The organism is Variovorax sp. Varisp36 (assembly GCF_047304235.1).
Taxonomy (GTDB): domain Bacteria; phylum Pseudomonadota; class Gammaproteobacteria; order Burkholderiales; family Burkholderiaceae_C; genus Variovorax.
In genome coordinates this window covers 20255-37603 of the sequence record NZ_JBGLYU010000040.1, presented here as the reverse complement: position 1 = coordinate 37603, position 17349 = coordinate 20255, and the positions used below count along the sequence as shown (strand labels likewise).

At 68.7% G+C, this 17349-nt stretch carries 16 protein-coding genes; 10 read left to right on the top strand and 6 right to left on the bottom strand.

Features of this window, described 5'->3' with window-relative positions; genetic code table 11:
• Positions 1–123 precede the first annotated feature (123 nt).
• The 8 genes from ACCD11_RS21285 to fdhD all read left to right on the top strand — a co-directional run bounded on the left by ACCD11_RS21285 (position 124) and on the right by fdhD (position 8607).
• Positions 124–1821, top strand: coding sequence for an OFA family MFS transporter (locus ACCD11_RS21285; RefSeq protein WP_413315367.1), 1698 nt, complete (start codon positions 124–126; stop codon positions 1819–1821).
• A 65-nt stretch (positions 1822–1886) separates the two neighbouring features.
• Entirely contained in the window at positions 1887–2234 is a 348-nt protein-coding gene (locus ACCD11_RS21280; protein WP_042674408.1) for a winged helix-turn-helix domain-containing protein, read from the top strand.
• 89 nt (positions 2235–2323) lie between these two features.
• Entirely contained in the window at positions 2324–3007 is a 684-nt protein-coding gene (gene modB / locus ACCD11_RS21275) for a molybdate ABC transporter permease subunit (protein ID WP_056593864.1), read from the top strand.
• A gap of 28 nt (positions 3008–3035) precedes the next feature.
• On the top strand, positions 3036–3785 hold the full coding sequence (modA, locus tag ACCD11_RS21270) for a molybdate ABC transporter substrate-binding protein (protein ID WP_413315366.1): 750 nt from the start codon (positions 3036–3038) through the stop codon (positions 3783–3785).
• Positions 3786–4125: 340 nt separating this feature from the next.
• Positions 4126–4917: an ABC transporter ATP-binding protein gene (locus ACCD11_RS21265; protein WP_007839219.1), complete on the top strand. Its 792-nt coding sequence runs from the start codon at positions 4126–4128 to the stop codon at positions 4915–4917.
• A gap of 84 nt (positions 4918–5001) precedes the next feature.
• On the top strand, positions 5002–7362 hold the full coding sequence (locus ACCD11_RS21260; protein WP_413315365.1) for an FdhF/YdeP family oxidoreductase: 2361 nt from the start codon (positions 5002–5004) through the stop codon (positions 7360–7362).
• A complete protein-coding gene (locus ACCD11_RS21255) occupies positions 7359–7649 on the top strand; it encodes a hypothetical protein (RefSeq protein WP_413315364.1) in 291 nt (96 codons plus the stop codon). The genes ACCD11_RS21260 and ACCD11_RS21255 overlap by 4 nt, the downstream gene beginning before the upstream one ends.
• 31 nt (positions 7650–7680) lie before the next feature.
• Positions 7681–8607: a formate dehydrogenase accessory sulfurtransferase FdhD gene (gene fdhD, locus ACCD11_RS21250; protein WP_413315363.1), complete on the top strand. Its 927-nt coding sequence runs from the start codon at positions 7681–7683 to the stop codon at positions 8605–8607.
• Here the strand turns inward: fdhD and mnmH are convergent.
• From mnmH to ACCD11_RS21225, 5 genes are all read right to left on the bottom strand, one after another.
• Positions 8541–9611, bottom strand: coding sequence for a tRNA 2-selenouridine(34) synthase MnmH (mnmH, locus tag ACCD11_RS21245; RefSeq protein WP_413315361.1), 1071 nt, complete (start codon positions 9609–9611; stop codon positions 8541–8543). The two genes, fdhD and mnmH, sit on opposite strands and share 67 nt — an antisense overlap.
• A 121-nt stretch (positions 9612–9732) precedes the next feature.
• Positions 9733–10533 (bottom strand): phosphonate ABC transporter, permease protein PhnE, encoded by an 801-nt coding sequence (gene phnE, locus ACCD11_RS21240; RefSeq protein ID WP_413315360.1) that lies wholly within the window; start codon positions 10531–10533, stop codon positions 9733–9735.
• Positions 10530–11360 carry a PhnE/PtxC family ABC transporter permease gene (locus ACCD11_RS21235; RefSeq protein ID WP_007839229.1) on the bottom strand — a complete coding sequence of 277 codons (831 nt, stop codon included), beginning with the start codon at positions 11358–11360 and terminating at the stop codon, positions 10530–10532. The genes phnE and ACCD11_RS21235 overlap by 4 nt, the downstream gene beginning before the upstream one ends.
• A complete protein-coding gene (locus ACCD11_RS21230; protein WP_413315359.1) occupies positions 11357–12172 on the bottom strand; it encodes a phosphonate ABC transporter ATP-binding protein in 816 nt (271 codons plus the stop codon). Before ACCD11_RS21230 ends, ACCD11_RS21235 begins: the two co-directional genes overlap by 4 nt.
• A 118-nt stretch (positions 12173–12290) precedes the next feature.
• Positions 12291–13151, bottom strand: a complete 861-nt coding sequence (locus ACCD11_RS21225) for a putative selenate ABC transporter substrate-binding protein (RefSeq protein ID WP_007839231.1) — start codon at positions 13149–13151, stop codon at positions 12291–12293.
• Between the two features lie 83 nt (positions 13152–13234).
• Here ACCD11_RS21225 and selD point away from each other — a divergent pair, with 83 nt between their 5' ends.
• Positions 13235–14302, top strand: a complete 1068-nt coding sequence (gene selD / locus ACCD11_RS21220) for a selenide, water dikinase SelD (RefSeq protein ID WP_413315358.1) — start codon at positions 13235–13237, stop codon at positions 14300–14302.
• A gap of 84 nt (positions 14303–14386) precedes the next feature.
• On the opposite strand, the gene ACCD11_RS21215 is transcribed toward selD, so the two are convergent.
• Positions 14387–14614, bottom strand: a complete 228-nt coding sequence (locus ACCD11_RS21215; RefSeq protein WP_007839233.1) for a hypothetical protein — start codon at positions 14612–14614, stop codon at positions 14387–14389.
• A 204-nt stretch (positions 14615–14818) separates the two neighbouring features.
• On the opposite strand from ACCD11_RS21215, the gene ACCD11_RS21210 reads away from it, so the two are divergent.
• Positions 14819–17335: an ABC transporter permease gene (locus ACCD11_RS21210; protein WP_007839234.1), complete on the top strand. Its 2517-nt coding sequence runs from the start codon at positions 14819–14821 to the stop codon at positions 17333–17335.
• Positions 17336–17349 lie beyond the last annotated feature (14 nt).

Sequence of the window (17349 nt, the reverse complement as noted above, 5' to 3'; positions counted from 1 at the left end):
GGGCATTTAGTTATTGAATCGGCCGATGCGCCGAACGAATTTGACGGAGCGAGAAACGTTCTGACACACTCCGCGGCCCGGATTCAAACACAAGAGTTACAAATCCGGCCAACAAGGAGAAATATGGCAGGCTCAACTGCAGGCGTTCTCGATGGAGATCGCATCGTCGGAGGAGGGGCGCAACCGCAACCTGGCTTCCTGGAAAAGGAACGCACCATCGCGGGCCCTGGCTTCAACCGCTGGCTGGTGCCGCCCGCCGCGCTGGCTATTCACCTGTGCATCGGCATGGCGTATGGCTTCTCGGTGTTCTGGCTGCCGCTGTCGAAAGCGCTCGGCACGGCCGGCACCGGCGCCCAGGCCTGCGCCAAGGACATGAGCTTCTTCGCCGAGCTGTTCGCCACGAACTGCGACTGGCGCGTGGCCACGCTGGGCTGGATGTACACGCTGTTCTTCGTCTTCCTCGGCTGCTCGGCGGCCCTGTGGGGCGGCTGGCTCGAACGTGCGGGCCCGCGCAAGGCCGGCGTGGTGTCGGCGCTGTGCTGGTGCGGCGGCATGCTGTTGTCGGCGGTGGGCATCCACCTGCACCAGTTCTGGCTGATGATCCTCGGCTCGGGCGTGATCGGCGGCATCGGCCTCGGGCTCGGCTACATCTCGCCGGTGAGCACGCTGATCAAGTGGTTCCCCGACCGACGCGGCATGGCGACCGGCATGGCCATCATGGGCTTTGGCGGCGGCGCGATGATCGGCTCGCCGCTGGCGGTCGACCTGATGAAGCGCTTCAGCACGGCCACCGACGTGGGTGTGATGCAGACCTTCGTGGTCATGGCGCTCGGCTACTTCGTGTTCATGATGGCTGGTGCGCTCGGCTACCGCGTGCCGCCCTCGGGCTGGAAGCCCGAAGGCTGGACGCCGCCCCCGGCGCAGACCAGCAACACCATGATCACGCAGCGCCACGTGCACGTGAAGAAGGTCTGGGGCATTCCGCAGTTCTGGCTCGTGTGGCTGGTGCTGTGCATGAACGTGAGCGCCGGCATCGGCGTGATCGGCATGGCCTCGCCGATGCTGCAGGAAGTGTTCGGCGGCGCGCTCATCGACCTGCCGGCCAAGTACGGACAGCTCGACAAGACGCAACTCGCGGCCATCGCGGTGGTGGCGGGCGGCTTCACGGCGCTGCTGTCGCTGTTCAACATCGGCGGGCGCTTCGTGTGGGCCAGCCTGTCGGACAAGCTGGGCCGCAAGCTCACCTACACGGTGTTCTTCGTGCTCGGCGGCATCCTGTACGCGAGCATTCCCTCGTCGGCCGGCGCGGGCAGCAAGCTGCTGTTCGTGGGCGCCTGCTGCGTGATCGTGTCGATGTACGGCGGCGGCTTCGCCACGGTGCCGGCGTACCTCGCCGACCTGTTCGGCACGCAGTTCGTGGGCGCCATCCATGGCCGCCTGCTCACCGCGTGGGCCACGGCCGGCATCCTCGGCCCTGTGGTGGTGAACTACATGCGCGAGTACCAACTGGGCCTGGGCCTGCCGCGCGAGCAGGTCTACAACCAGACCATGTACATCCTCGTGGGCATGCTGGTGATCGGCTTCATCGCCAACTTGCTGGTGCGCCCGGTGGCCGACAAGCACTTCATGACCGATGCCGAACTGGCGGTCGAGAAGAAGCTGGCGCACGAAAAGGCCTCTGCGGCCGAAGTAGGCAGCGGCTCTGGCCGCGCCGACACGGTGAGCCCTGCGGTCGTGGCGCTGGCATGGGTGGCAGTGGGTATTCCGTTGGCCTGGGGCGTCTACAAGACGCTGGTGAGCGCGGCGAAGTTCTTCCACTAGGAACGCTTTCCCGGGGCTTCGCGAAGGGAACCGAGCCTTGCGGCATGGTTTACCCTTCGCGCCAAATGAAATCCAAAGTCCAGTTCCGTCTGCGCGTATACCGGGACGACGCCATCGCCATCGGCCCCGGCAAGATCGCCGTGCTCGAAGCGGTGGCCGAGACCGGTTCGATCTCGGCGGCGGCCCGCCTGCTGGGCATGTCGTACCGCAGGGCGTGGATGCTGATCGACGAGATGAACCAGGCACTGGTCTCGCCGGCCGTGAACACTGCGGCCGGCGGCTCGCGCGGCGGCGGCACCGCGCTCACGCCGGTGGGCGAGGAAGTCGTCAGGCACTACCGTGCCATCGAAAACGCGGCGAAGCTGGCCACGGCTGCGGACATCCGTGCGCTGACGCGGCTGCTGGCACCGTAACGCTATATCGATCGGTATATGGGGCAGCTCACGCCGTGCATCTTCGCGGTGAGGCAGCGTCCGTCATGCAACAATCCCGTCGTATCCCAATGAATACGACGAATGCCCTCATCGCCTCGACCGACTGGTCACCCCTGGCACTGTCGCTCAAGGTCGCCGCGGTCGCGACCGTGCTGGCGCTGATTGCGGGCGTGGCGCTGGGCTGGGTGTTCGCACGCAAGAAGTTCTTCGGCGCCAGCGTGCTCGAAGCCGTGTTCATGCTGCCTCTGGTGCTGCCTCCCACTGTGATCGGCTATGCGATTCTCGTGGCGGCCGGCCGCCGCAGCCCGCTCGGCGCGTGGCTGCGCGAGCACCTCGACTACACCATCATCTTCAGCTGGCACGGCGCCGTGGTGGCCTCGGCCGTGGTGGCGCTGCCGCTGGTGCTCAAGTCGGCCAGCGCGGCATTCTCGGGTGTGGACCGATCGCTCGAAGCCGCAGCCAGCACGCTGCGGCAGTCGCCGCTGTCGGTTTTCCTGCGCGTCACGCTGCCGCTGGCGTGGCCCGGCATCCTGGCCGGCACACTGCTCGCGTTCGCACGCGCGATGGGTGAGTTCGGCGCGTCGCTGATGGTGGCCGGCTCCATTCCCAAGCAGACCCAGACGCTGTCGATGGCCATCTACGACGCTGTGCAGGCCGGTCACGACGACCTCGCGCTGCTGCTGGTCGTCGTGACCTCGCTGCTGTCGATCACCGTGCTGGTGCTGTCGAGCCGCTTCTTCTCGCTTCGCTGATTTCGTCTTCATCATTCCGGAGTTGTCCATGCGCCCGTTCCGCCTTCTGTCGTTGGTTCTCGCACTCGCCCTGCCGCTGGCTGCTGCCGCGCAGCAGATCACCGTGTCCGCCGCCGCGAGCCTGACCGACGCGTTCAAGGAAATCGGCCCCAGGTTCGAGGCTGCCAAGGCCGGCGCCACGGTGCGCTTCAACTTCGCCGCCTCGGGCGTGCTGCTGCAGCAGATCGGCCAGGGCGCGCCGGTGGACGTGTTCGCCAGCGCCGACCAGGAAACGATGAACCGCGGTGTCGAGCAGAAGGCCGTCGACGCCGCCACGCGCAAGGACTTCGTCACCAACAGCCTGGTGCTCATCGAACCCGCCAAGGAGAGCGTGGGCGTCAAGACGCTGCAGGACCTGGGCGGCGCGAACGTGAAGAAGATCGCCATCGGCAAGGTCGCCACCGTCCCGGTCGGCCGCTACACCAGGCAGGTGCTGGACAACGCCAACCTCTGGACTGCGCTCGAACCGAAGTTCGTGCAGGCCGACAGCGTGCGCCAGGTGCTCGACTACGTGAGCCGCGGCGAGGTCGAGGCCGGTTTCGTCTACCGCACCGATGCGGCCGTGGCCGGCGACAAGGTGAAGATCGCCTTTACGCCTACCGGCCACACGCCAGTGACATACCCCATCGCCGTGGTGGCCGAGAGCAGGCAGAAGGCGCTGGCCGGTGACTTCATCGCCTTTCTTTCGACGCCCGCCGCGCAGGAAGTGCTTACGCGTTACGGGTTCGGGAAGCCATGACTCCCGAGATGAGATCCTGTTGTTTCATGCGTCGCGTTGTGGGTGCTTCGGGGTGCGCTCACGCCGACGGGGTACCTTGCTCCGCGAATGTCCCCCGGCCTGCGGCCTCCTCCTTTATTTCGCTGCGCAAGGCACCCCATCGGCGTGAGCGTTGGACAGAGCAGTCGTTGATCGGCGGTACACCAGCAGCGTGCCCTGTGCGCAGGGCACCGGGTGCTCCCCGCAGCGAAATAAAGGAGGAGCGAAGCGGGGGACATTCGCGGAGGGGAGTACCCGGTGGCCTGCGCACGCACCCCGGAACGAAACGCGTATCACGCCCCAGAACGCCGGAGCAGCAAGGATGATCGATGTCGACCTGAAGCTCACGGTAGCCGACGGCCGCCGGCGTTTCGATCTGGCCGTGCGTTTCGCCACGGACGTGCCCTTCGCCGCGCTCTACGGCCCTTCGGGTGCAGGCAAGTCGCTGACCCTGCAGGCCATTGCCGGCCTGCTGCATCCCAGCGCCGGCCACGTGCGGCTCGACGGTCGCACGCTGTACGACGCGGCCCAGGGCATCGACGTGCCCGCACCGGCGCGGCGCATCGGCTACCTGTTCCAGCACTACGCACTGTTCCCGCACCTGAGCGTGCGCGAGAACGTGGGCTTCGGCTTGACCGCATGGCACCGTCGCAAGCCGGCCGCCAAAGACGCCGAGCGCGTACAGGCCCTGCTCGAAAGCTTCGGCCTCGGGGCGCTGGCCGACAGCCGGCCGCAGAACCTCTCGGGCGGCCAGCAGCAGCGCGTGGCGCTCGCGCGCGCGCTGGCCTGCGAGCCGCAGGTGCTGCTGCTCGACGAACCCTTCGCCGCGCTCAACCCCATGCTGCGCGCGGAGTTGCGCAACGAACTCGCGCAAGTGCGCAGGCAATGGGGCATTCCCGTGCTGATGATCACGCACGACATCGAGGACGTGCTCGCGCTGGCTGACGTGGCCTTTGTCTACAAGGACGGGCAGGTGGTGCGCGAGATCGACCTGCGCACGGCTGAAAGCCGCGACTTCGCGTTGCGCGAGATCGCCGGCGTGCAGGCTGTGGAAGAGACGCCGCTGCGCAGCAAGTTGCGCGGGCTGCTGATGCAAGACACGCGAGGCGCCTGAGACCTCGCTTCATTTCCTTTTTGAATCGCCGCATGTCCCGATTCAATTTGACGCTCCGCAGGCCCACGGCGAACACTCGCCGGCATGAGCAGTGAGCAGAAGATCGAGTTTTACAAGGGCCCCGCGGGCGGTTGGGGCGCATTGCGCAGCGTGACCAACGCGCTGCTGCGGCAGGACATTCCCATCAAGGGCGCGAAGACGCTGCTCTCGGCCAACCAGCCCGACGGTTTCGACTGCCCGGGCTGCGCCTGGCCCGACCGCAACCATGCCTCCACGTTCGAGTTCTGCGAGAACGGCGTCAAGGCCGTGGCGGCCGAAGCCACCGCGCGGCGTGCCGGCCCGGAACTCTTTGCAAAGCACACCGTGGCGCAACTGGCCGAGCAGAGCGATTTCTGGCTCGAAGACCAGGGCCGCCTCACGCACCCGATGGCGTACGACGCGGCCAGCGACAAGTACGTGCCGATCGAATGGGACGACGCCTTCGCGCGCATCGCGAAGCACCTGAACGCGCTGCCTGATCCGGACCAGGCCATCTTCTATACCTCGGGCCGCGCGAGCAACGAGGCCGCCTTCCTCTACCAGCTGTTCGTGCGCGAGTACGGCACCAACAATTTTCCCGACTGCTCGAACATGTGCCACGAGCCCAGCGGCAGCGGCATGCGCCCGCAGTTCGGCGTGGGCAAGGGCACGGTCACGCTCGATGACTTCGAGAAGACCGACGCGATCTTCATCTTCGGCCAGAACCCCGGCACCAACCATCCGCGCATGCTGGGCGAATTGCGCGCGGCCTCGAAGCGCGGCGCGCGCATCGTGAGCTTCAACCCGCTGCGCGAGCGCGGGCTGGAGCGCTTCGCCGATCCGCAGGACAAGCTCGAGATGGCCACCATGGGCTCCACGCCCATCAGCACGCACTACTTCCAGCTGCGCGTGGGCGGCGACTTCGCCGCCGTCAAGGGGATGATGAAGCACGTCATCGAGCGCGAGGACGAAGTCGCGGCGCGCGGCGAGCCTTCGGTGCTCGACCATGAATTCATCGCCACGCACACCACCGGCTTCGAGGCTCTGGCGGCCGACCTGCGTGCCGAGTCGTGGGACATCCTGGTGCAGGAGTCGGGGCTGAGCGAAGCGCAGATCCGCGCCGCGGCCGACGTGTACCTGGGTGCGAAGAGGGTCATCGCCTGCTGGGGCATGGGCATCACGCAGCACCAGCATTCGGTGGCCACCATCCAGATGATCGGCAACTGGCTCATGCTGTGCGGCCACATGGGGCGCGAAGGCGCGGGCGCCTGCCCGGTGCGCGGCCACAGCAACGTGCAGGGCGACCGCACCATGGGTATCTGGGAAAAGCCGCCTGCCGCGCTGCTCGATCGGCTGCAGCAGGTGTTCGGTTTCGAGCCGCCGCGCCGCAATGGCGTCGACACGGTCGAGGCCATACAACTCATGCTCGAGGGCAAGGGCAAGGTGTTCTTCGCGCTCGGCGGCAACTTCGCGGCGGCCACGCCCGACACCTACCAGACCTGGAAGGGCCTGCAGAAGTGCGACCTCACGGTGCACGTGACCACCAAGCTCAACCGCAGCCACGTGATCCACGGGCGCGAGGCGATCATTCTGCCGTGCCTGGGGCGCACCGAGATCGACATGCAGGCCGGCGGCCCCCAGGGCGTGACGGTGGAAGACTCGATGAGCATGGTGCACATCTCGATGGGCATCAACCCGCCCGCGTCGGAACACCTGCTGTCCGAGCCGGCCATCGTGGCGCGGCTCGCCGCGGCCACCCTCGGCGCGCGCAGCAAGACGCCGTGGCTGTCGCTGATCGAAGACTACGCCCGCATCCGCGACAAGATCGAAGCCGTGTTCGACGACTTCAAGGATTTCAATGCGCGTGTCGCGCACCCCGGCGGCTTCCGCCTGCGCAACACCGCGAGCGAGCGGGTGTGGAACACCGCGTCGAAGAAGGCCGTGTTCTTCACGCACGCCGTGCCGCTGGACACCCATTCGCACCGCGCCCGCGCGCGCTTTGCGAAGAAGGGCGACACCATCGTCTTCACGCTGCTGACCACGCGTTCGCACGACCAGTACAACACCACCATCTACGGCATGGACGACCGCTACCGCGGCGTGTTCGGCCAGCGTCGCGTGGTCTTCATCAACGCCGAGGACATCCGGGCGCTGGGCATGAAGGACGGCGACTGGGTCGATCTGCAGACGGTGTGGAACGACGGCCAGGAGCGCCGCGCCGACCGCTTCAGGCTGGTGGCGTACGACATCCCGCGCGGCAACCTCGCGGCCTACTACCCCGAAACGAACCCACTGGTGCCGCTGTCGTCGGTGGCCGAGAACGCGGGCACGCCGACTTCCAAGTCCATTCCCGTGGTGCTGGTGCCGCACGAGCTGCCGATCCAGAAACTGGCGGAGGACGAAGCCGACGGCATGGTGGCGGCATGAGTGCCCTGCTGCAGGACAGCCTGTCGGTGGCCATCCTGCGCATGCTCGCGCAGGAGCCCGACGGCACCGGCGTCTCGCTGCCGCGCCTGGGCAAGCGGCTGGGGCAGGGCGCCAGCGTGCTGATGCGCCGGCTCACGCTGATGGGCGATGCGGCCATCGGCGGCGTGCGCGGCCCCGGCTGGGTGCGGGTGGTGCAGCACGACGACCGCTGGGTGGCACACCTCCAGGCGCCCGGACGGGCCCAGGTGCAAACGCTGCCGCCCCTTGCGGACGAGAACCGCGACTGAGCAGACAATGGCAGGCCCACCCGGAGCCACCATGTCGAAGCCAGACCTCGCCAATCTCGCCGATCCCGAAGACGCCCTGCCGCCGCTCTTGCGGCACGCCGTGCATGTCTTCGGCGAGCGCGGCGTTGCGCCCGAAGGCGTGGTGCGCGACGACACGCTGGCGGCCGAAGTGCCGGTGGCGCTGGTGTTCAACGGCGTCTCGCATGCGGTGATGATGGCCACGCCGCAAGACCTCGAAGCCTTCGCGCTCGGCTTCGCACTGAGCGAAGGCATCCTCGACACCGCGGCCGACTGCCGCGGCGTCGAGGCGCGCACGGTCGATGCCACCGACGCGGGCCTGCCCGAAGGCATGCCCGGCATCGAGGTGCAGCTCGAGATTTCCACGCGCAGCTTCGAGCGCCTGAAAGACCGCCGCCGCAGCCTCGCGGGCCGTACCGGGTGCGGCGTGTGCGGTGTCGAGAGTTTCGCGGGGCTGGACCTCACGCCGCAGCGCGTGCCGCCGCGCGACTGGATCGAGCGCATCGATCTGGCCACCGTGCTGCGCGCCTTCGCCGCCATGCCGCCGCGCCAGATCCTCAACGCCGAAGCCGGCGCGATCCACGCCGCCGCATGGGCCACGATCGATGGCGAGCTCACCGACCTGATGGAAGACGTCGGCCGCCACAACGCGCTCGACAAGCTGCTCGGCAAGCTCGCGCTGGCGGGCCGCCTCGAGGAGCCGGGCTTCGTGCTGATGTCCAGCCGCGGCAGCCACGAACTGGTGCGCAAGTGCGCGCGCCTGGGCATTGCGGCGATGGCGACCATCTCCGCGCCGACTTCGATGGGCGTGCGCATGGCCGAGCTCAGCGGCCTGCGTTTCTGGGGCCTGTGCCGCGCACCGCGCGGCGTGCTCTATGCTGACGGGCTCGCGGGTTCGCCGAGCGCCAGCACTGCATCGGCCACCGCCTCGATGCCCTGATCCGACAGGTCGGGCGCCGCCACGCGCTGGCGCTGCGCCCAGGCGCGGAAGTGCAGCTCCTGCGATTTCTGGTAGTGCGGGTCGTAGTGCAGCGCCATCAGTTCCGCGAACAGGTGCGGCAGGTCGGCCTCGTGTGCCCACTGCTGCCAGCGCGCCACCGTCTCCTTGCCCTGCAGTTCCTTCAGCACGCCGAGCTTGTCGGCCAGCGCGTTGCGGTCGTCGCCCAGGTAGGCGTAGTCGCGCAGCAGGTAGGCCAGTCGCGCCTCGGGCGTGGCGGACACCTCGATGCACGGCGCCGCGCGCATCTGCGCCACCAGCGACAGTGGCAGCGACAGCCGCCCGATGCGAATGCTCTCGCCCTCGACGTACAGCGGGCGCGACAGGTCGATGGTTTCGAGCACGGCCGCGATGCGCGTCTCGAAATGCTTTTGCGACGGCTGCGGCACGCCCGGCAGCGAACCCAGCAGCGAGCCCTTGTGGCTGGCGAAATCTTCGAGGTCGAGCACCTGCGCACCGCGCGCGGCCAGCGCATGCAGCACGCGGGTCTTGGCACTGCCGGTGGCGCCGCAGACTACGCGCAGGTCGAGCTTGGGCGTCAGCGCGTCGATTTGCGAGATCACATGCCGGCGAAAGCTCTTGTAGCCGCCCGCGAGTTGCTGCGCATCCCAGCCGACGAGACGAAGCCAGGTGACCATCGAGCCGCTGCGCATGCCGCCGCGCCAGCAGTAGACCAGCGGCTTCCAGTTCTCGGGCCGGTCGGCCAGCGTCTCGCGCAGGTGCCTGGCGATGTTGGCCGCGACCATCGCGCCGCCGATGCGCCGGGCCTCGAAGGCGCCGGTCTGCACATAGACGGTGCCGACGATGTGCCGCTCCTCGTCGTCGAGCACGGGGCAGTTGATGGCGCCGGGAATGTGGTCGAGCGCGAACTCGGCCGGCGAGCGGGCGTCGATCAGCGTGTCGAAGGCGTGGCGGTCGGCGACTCGTACGGGCTGGCGGTGACTCATGGCTGGAACCTCATGGGCTCGATTGTCGGTCTTGCTGTTCGGGGTGCGTGCACAGGGCCCCGGGTGCTCCCCTGCGCGAATGTCCCCCGTCGGCGTGATCGCACCCCTGAGCGGGAGCGCATCAAGCGTAAGCAGGCCCCAGCCCCTTGCGCAACCGAGCGCTGGCAAGGTCGACAAAGGTGACCAGCACGAACATCGCGATCAGCACCGTCATCGCCTGCTGCTGCTGGAAGATCGACAGGTGGAAGTACAGCAGCTGCCCCAGCCCGCCGCCGCCCACGAAGCCCAGCACGGCCGCCATGCGGATGTTCATCTCCCATCGGTAGAGCGTGTAGGCCACCCATTGCGGCAGCACGATGGGCAGGCTCGCGTAGCTGAAGGCGGTGACCGCGTTGGCGCCCGAGAGCGTGAGCGCGTGCTCGGGTTCGCGCGGGGCGTTTTCCAATGCTTCGGCGAAGAGGCGGCCCAGCACGCCCGTGGTGTGCAGCGACAGGGCCAGCGCGCCGGCGAATGGGCCGATGCCCGCGGCCAGCACCATCAGCGCGGCCCACACGAGTTCGGGCACGCTGCGCAGGAAGTTGAGGACGAATCGCGCCACGTGGCGTGGCAGCCGGCCGGTGCGGCCCGATGCAGGCAGCGCAAGCACCGCACCCGCAATGGCCGCCAGCACCGTACCGAGGGCCGACACCGCCAGCGTCTGCAAGGCACCGTTGCCCACCTTGGCGAGGAAGTCCGGCGAGAGGTCGGGCGGGAAGAACTCGGCGATGAACCTGCCCATGAGCCGAAGCGACTCCGACGAGCCGAGCGCGCGGTAGTCGATGCCCAGGTAGACAAAGCTCGCGGCCACCGCCGCGCCGATCAGCAGCAGCGCGATGCGGCAGCGCCAGCACGGCGGCGGGCGCGGGGGCAGCGGCGTCGTCATGCCAGCAGCCTCCGCAGTGCATTGCTCAGCAGGTCGGCCAGCAACACCAGCGCGAGGAACACCAGCAGGATGCTGCTGGCCTCGCCGCCGTTGAGCATCTTCATCGACTGGTCCATCAGCTGCCCCAGCCCGCCAGCGCCGACGAAGCCCATCACCACCGAGGCGCGCACCGCGCATTCCCAGCGGTAGACGGTGTACGAAGCCAGCTCCTGCGCCGTGTTCGGCAGCAGGCCGTAGCACAGCGCCGCGACCCGGCCGCTGCCGCTTTCGAGCAGGGCGCGCGCGGGGCGCGTGTCGGTCGATTCGAGGATCTCCGCGTAGACCTTGCCCAGCATGCCGCCGTAGGTGATGGCCAGCGCCAGCACGCCCGAGGCGGGGCCGAGCCCGAGCGCGCGCACGAACAGCAGCGCCCAGACGATTTCCGGAATGGCGCGCAGCACCATCAGCAGCCAGCGCGCGGCCTGCCGAACGATGCCCGCCTGCACGCGGCCGGGCCCGGGGCCGATGCGCGAGATGGACAGCGCACGCGTCGTGACGAAACCGAGCGGCGCACCGATCAGCAGCGCCAGTGCGGTGCCGGCCGTGGCCATCGCCAGCGTTTCGAGCGTGGCCTTGAAGAGCATCGCGAGGAATGCGGGCGAGCCTTCGGGCGGAAAGAAGCCCGCCAGGAATCCGCCGATGACGGCGAGGTTGCCGCTGCCGAACAGCGCCCACGGCTTGAACTCCGACAGCGCCAGCATCGGCCACGCGATGACGAGCGCGGCGATCCACCCGGCCAGCCGGCGTGCCGCATGCGGGTCGCGCTGCGCGATGGCGTTCGAGCTCAAGGGCAGTCCGGCCGGTGGAAGGCCGCCTCCATCGCAGCGCCCGCCGGCAGCGGCCGCTGCATGGCGATGCCGCCTTCGCTCGCATACAGCGTGTCGAGCATCGCGGCCGTGACTTGCGCGGCAGGCAGGTCGAACATCACCTGCCCGTTGCGCATGCCGACGATGCGCGGGAACCAGCGCAGCGCCAGGTCCACCGCATGCAGCGAGGCCACCAGCGTGGCCCCTGTCGATTCGCTTTGCGCAACGAGCTGGCCGACGGCGGCGTCGGCCAGCGTGGGGTCGAGCGCGGACACGGGTTCATCGGCCAGCAGCAGGGCGGGGCGCTGGTACAGGGCGCGCGCGATACCGACGCGCTGCAGCTGCCCGCCCGAGAGGCGGTCGCAGCGGTCGAACAGACGGTCTTCCATGGCCAGCCGCGACAGCGCTTCGTGCGCGCCGGCAATGTCCGAGGGATAGAACAGCGAGCCCAGCGCGCGCAGCGTGGACCATTCGCCGAGCCGGCCCGTGAGCACGGCGGTGACTACGCGCAGGCGTGGCGCGATCGGTGGCGCCTGGTGCACGGTGCCGATGCGGGCGCGCAGCTTCTTCAACGCTGCGGCCGGCAACTGCCAGGGCTGTGCGCCCAATGCCAGCACTGCGCCCTCCGTGGGCCGCAGCGCCGCACCGAGTACGCGCAGCAGCGTGGTCTTGCCGGCGCCCGAAGGGCCGATGACGGCGATGCATTCGCCGTCCTGCGCGGCGAGGGTCACTCCGGCCAGCGCGCGCTGGCCGTTGGCGTGGACCACGCCGATGGCATCGAGGGAGAAGCTCACGCTGCGGGGCTTTCGGGGGGCGTTCCCTCACCCCAACCCTCTCCCGCGAGCGGGAGAGGGAGCCAAAACCAACGGCCGGACCCCGTGTGGGATGAGGGTGCCCCCGCCTTCCGGAAAATCACTTGATCAAACCCGCCGACTTCCCCGCCGTCTCGATCCCGTCGTAGTTCGACGACTTGGTCGGGATGAACTTGCTCGCACGTTGCAGCGCCATGATTTCCTTGTGCGCCGGGTTCGCCGGATCGAGCTTCAGGAATGCGTCGGTCAGCTTCTTCTGCAGCGTGGCGTCCATGCCCGGGCGCACCGTCCAGTTGTAGTCGTAGTAGGTCGGCGTGGTCGCCAGCACGCGCACCTTGGCGGCATTGGGGTTCTTCGATTCGACCAGCTTGTCCCACACCGACGCGTTGAGCACCCCCGCTTCGGCGCGCGACGCGGCCACGAAGGCCACGGTGGCGTCGTGCGCGCCCGAGAACGCGACCGTCTTGAAGTCCTTCTCGGGGTTGATGCCGGCCTGCAGCAGGAAGTAGCGCGGCATCAGGCTGCCCGAGGTCGACGAGGGCGCGCCGAAGGCGAAGGTCTTGCCCTTCAGGTCTGCCAGGGTCTTCGCGGTGCTGTCCACCGGTACGATGAACTTGCTGGTGAACACCTCGTCTTCCGCGCGCTGCACGATCGGCACCGCGCCGCCGTTGGTGCGAATGCGCGCCTGCACGAAGGTGAAGCCGCCGAGCCAGGCCAGGTCGATCTTGTTGGTGGCCAGGCCCTCGACCACTGCGGCATAGTCGGTCACGGGCGTGAACTGCACGTCCATGCCGGTCTCCTTCTTGAGGTAGTCGCCCAGCGGGGTGAACTTGCGCTGCAGCTCGGTGGGCGCCTCGTCGGGAATGGCCGAGACGCGCAGCAGGCCCTGGGCGAGGGCGCCGAAGCTGGCGACGGAAACGGCGAGCGCGAGCGCCAGCTGGGTGAGAGTTGTCTTCTTCATGGATGTGCCTCGAAAACGTGCAGCGGGTGCGGGAAAGGTAAGGACGGGATTGTAGAAAGCGGGGCCGCTTCGATAATCGGCCCATGAACCCAACGCTCATGAACCCGCTCGCGCCCTTGCGCCTCACGAGTTTTTCGCACGGCGGTGGCTGTGGCTGCAAGATCGCGCCCGGCGTGCTGTCGCAGATCCTGAAGAACCACGCCGGCGGCATGATTCCGCCCGAACTCATGGTGGGCATCGAGACCGCCGACGACGCGGCTGTGTACAGGCTCAACGACCAGCAGGCACTGATCGCGACCACCGACTTCTTCATGCCCATCGTGGACGATCCCTACGAGTTCGGCCGCATCGCCGCGACCAACGCGATCAGCGACGTGTACGCGATGGGCGGCCGGCCGATCATGGCGCTGGCCCTGGTGGCCATGCCGATCAACCAGCTGCCGGTGGAAGTCATCGCAGAGATCGTGCGCGGCGGGCAGGACGTGTGCCGCGCAGCTGGCATCCCGATCGCCGGCGGCCACACCATCGATTCGGTCGAACCGATCTACGGCCTCGTCGCGATGGGTCTGGTGCACCCGGACCGCGTGCGGCGCAATGCCGATGCGAAGGCGGGCGACGTGCTGGTGCTGGGCAAGCCGCTGGGCGTGGGCGTGCTGTCGGCCGCGCTCAAGAAGGAGCAACTGTCCGAGACGGGCTACCGCCAGCTGATCGAGAACACGACGAAGCTCAACACGCCGGGCATCGCGCTGTCGGCGCTCGACGGCGTGCACGCACTGACCGACGTCACGGGCTTCGGGCTGGCGGGCCACACGCTCGAACTGGCGCGCGGCGCAAAGCTGAGGGCGGTGGTCGAGTGGTCGAAGGTGCCGTTGCTCGACAACGTGGTGGCGATGGCTGGCGCGGGATTCGTGACTGGCGCCTCGGGGCGCAACTGGGCGGGTTATGGCGCAGAGATCGAACTCGCAGCCGGCCTGCCGGCCACCGCGCAGAACTTGCTGAGCGATCCGCAGACATCGGGCGGCCTGCTCGTGAGCTGTGCGACCGAAGCGGTCGATGCGGTGCTGAAGATCTTCCGCGACGAAGGCTTTGCGCGAGCGGCGGTCATAGGCCGTGTGGAGGCTGGTGAACCCTCGTTGCGCGTGATTTCGTAGCCCCCGGGCATTTCTCCCTCCCCTTCCGGGGGAGGGAGGGGGTGGGGGCAAGCGGCGCTCGATAACTGGATCTGGCGGCCAGCGCTACTTGGGCGCCGCAGCGTCGCCGCCGCTCGGCGCGGGTGCCGCGCCGCCGGAGGAACTGCCGCCATTCGGGCCGCTCATGCCGCCGACACCGGAGTCGGCGGGCCTGACGCCCGCCGGGCTCGCGCCGGTCACCTTCGGTGCGGGGGGTTTGGGATCGCAGGCACTGGCCAGCACACCTGCAACCAGGCACAGGCCGACGATCTGCAAGCGCTGGCATCGTGGCATAGACACTCCTTGAGGAAGGATGGTCCGACAAACAAACTGGCTGTTTTTCTTGCCTCGTCCTTCGCTCGCCGAAGGCCCGGTTTGCGACAGAACGGGGTGTGTTTGTCGCATCATGCGGCAGCATCCTGCCGGGATCAAGGGGCGCAAGGGCGCAATAACCCTTGGAGCCGGCCGTGCCCCCGACTGTCGGCTATCGTTCGCGCCATGAATGCCTCCCTCCGCCTGGGTTGGCGCACGCTCTGGCGCGACCTGCGCGCCGGCGAGCTGCGCCTGTTGATCGTCGCCGTGCTGCTGGCCGTGGCTGCGCTCACGGCCGTCGGCTTCTTCGCCGACCGGCTGCAGGGTGGGCTGAAGCGCGATGCGCGCCAGTTGCTGGGCGGCGATGCGGTGATCGTCAGCGACAACCCGACCCCCGCTGCCTTCGTGGCGCAGGCCAGGGCGCTCGGCCTGGAAGGTTCCGGCACCTACGGCTTCCCGACCATGGCTCGGGCCGAAGATGCGCAGGGCGGCGCCAGCAAGCTGGTGGCGCTCAAGGCCGTGGCCGCGGGCTATCCGCTGCGCGGCAGCCTTTTGACCTCGGCCACCCTCGAAGGCCCCGGCAAGGCGACGCGAGACATCCCACCGCCGGGCGAGGTGTGGGTCGATGCCTCGCTGCTCGACTCGCTCGCGCTCAAGGTCGGCGACACGCTGCTGCTTGGCGATGCCGGCCTGCGCGTCGGCCGCGTCATCACGCTGGAGCCCGACCGCGGCGCCGGCTTCATGAGCTTCTCGCCGCGCGTGATGATCAACCAGGCCGACGTCGCGCGCACCGCGCTCGTGCAGCCGGCCAGCCGTGTCGGCTACCGCTATGCGGTGGCGGGCAGCGACGCGGCGGTGAAGCGTTTTTCCGACTGGGCCGACGCCACCATCAAGAAGGGCGAGCTGCGCGGCGTGCGGCTCGATTCCTTCGAGGGCGGCCGGCCCGAGATGCGCCAGACGCTGGACCGCGCCGAGAAATTCCTGAGCCTGGTCGCGCTGCTCGCCGCTCTGCTGTCGGCCGTGGCGGTGGCGCTGGCCGCGCGCGGCTTCGCGGCCAGCCACCTCGACGACTGCGCGATGCTGCGCGTGCTGGGCCAGAGCCAGCGCACCATCGCCGTCGCCTATGCCTTCGAGTTCGCGGTGATCGGCATCGTGGCCAGCGCGCTCGGCGTGGCGATCGGCTTCGCGGTGCACTACGTGTTCGTGCTGCTGCTGGCCGGGCTGGTCGAAACCGCGCTGCCCGCAGCCACGCTGTGGCCGGTGGCCTTCGGGCTGGGCATGGGGCTCACGCTGTTGTTCGCCTTCGGCCTGCCGCCGGTGCTGCAACTGGCCCGCGTGCCGCCGCTGCGCGTGATCCGGCGCGATGTCGGCGGCCTCAAGCCCGCTTCGCTCGCGGTGCTGGGTGTCGGCGTCGCGGGCTTCGCGGCGCTGCTGATGGCGGCCAGCAGCGACATCAAGCTGGGCCTCATTGCCGTCGGCGGCTTCGCGGGTGCGGTGGCCGTGTTCGCGCTGCTGAGCTGGCTCGCTGTGAAGGTGCTGCGCCGCAGCGTCAACGAAACCACCGCGCCGCGCTGGCTGGTGCTAGCCACGCGGCAGATCTCGGCGCGGCCGGCGTATGCGGTGGTGCAGGTCAGTGCGCTGTCGGTGGGGCTGCTGGCGCTGGTGCTGCTGGTGCTGCTGCGCACCGACCTCGTCGCGAGCTGGCGCCAGGCCACGCCGCCCGACGCGCCGAACCGCTTCGTCATCAACGTCATGCCCGACCAGAGCGACGCCTTCCAGAAGTCGCTGCGTGATGCGGGCGTGCGCAAGTTCGACTGGTATCCCATGATCCGCGGCCGCCTCGTGGCCATCAACGACAAGCCGGTGTCGCCCGACGACTACGCCGAGGACCGCGCCAAGCGGCTGGTGGACCGCGAGTTCAACCTCAGCAACAGCGTGGCTGCACCTGCGCACAACAGCATCACGGCCGGCAAGTGGACGCCGGATGCAGCCGGCGAAGTGAGCGTGGAAGAGGGTCTGGCCGAGACACTCGGCCTCAAGCTCGGCGACTCGCTGCGCTTCGACATCGGCGGCACGCAGAGCGAGGCGCGCATCACCTCGCTGCGCAAGGTCGACTGGGGCTCGATGCATGCCAACTTCTTCGTCATGTACACGGTGGCTTCGCTGGCCGACGTGCCCACCACCTACATGGGCGCCTTCCGCGCGCCCGAGACGCGGGGCTTCGACAACGCGCTGGTGCGCAGCTATCCGAACGTCACCAACGTGGACATGAGCGCCACCATCAACCAGGTGCAGCGTGTGCTCGACCAGGTGATCCGCGCGGTCGAATTCCTGTTCGGCTTCACGCTCGCGGCCGGGCTGGTGGTGCTGTTCGCGGCTGTCACGGCCACGCGCGAGGAGCGCGCGCGCGAGTTCGCGGTGATGCGCGCGGTGGGCGCGCGTGCCAGCCTGCTGCGGCAGGTGCAGCGCGCCGAGCTGGCGGGTGTCGGCCTGCTTGCGGGTTTTCTCGCGAGCATCGTGGCCTCGGCGATCGGCTGGGCGCTGGCGCGCTATGTGTTCGAGTTCACGTGGAGGGCCTCGCCCATCGTGCCGGTGGCCGGTGCGCTGGCTGGCGCGGTGCTCGCGCTGGGAGCCGGATGGTGGGGCCTGCGCGACGTGCTGCGCCGCCCGGTGGTCGACACGCTGCGCCGCGCTGCCGAGTAGCAAACTTTTTCTTC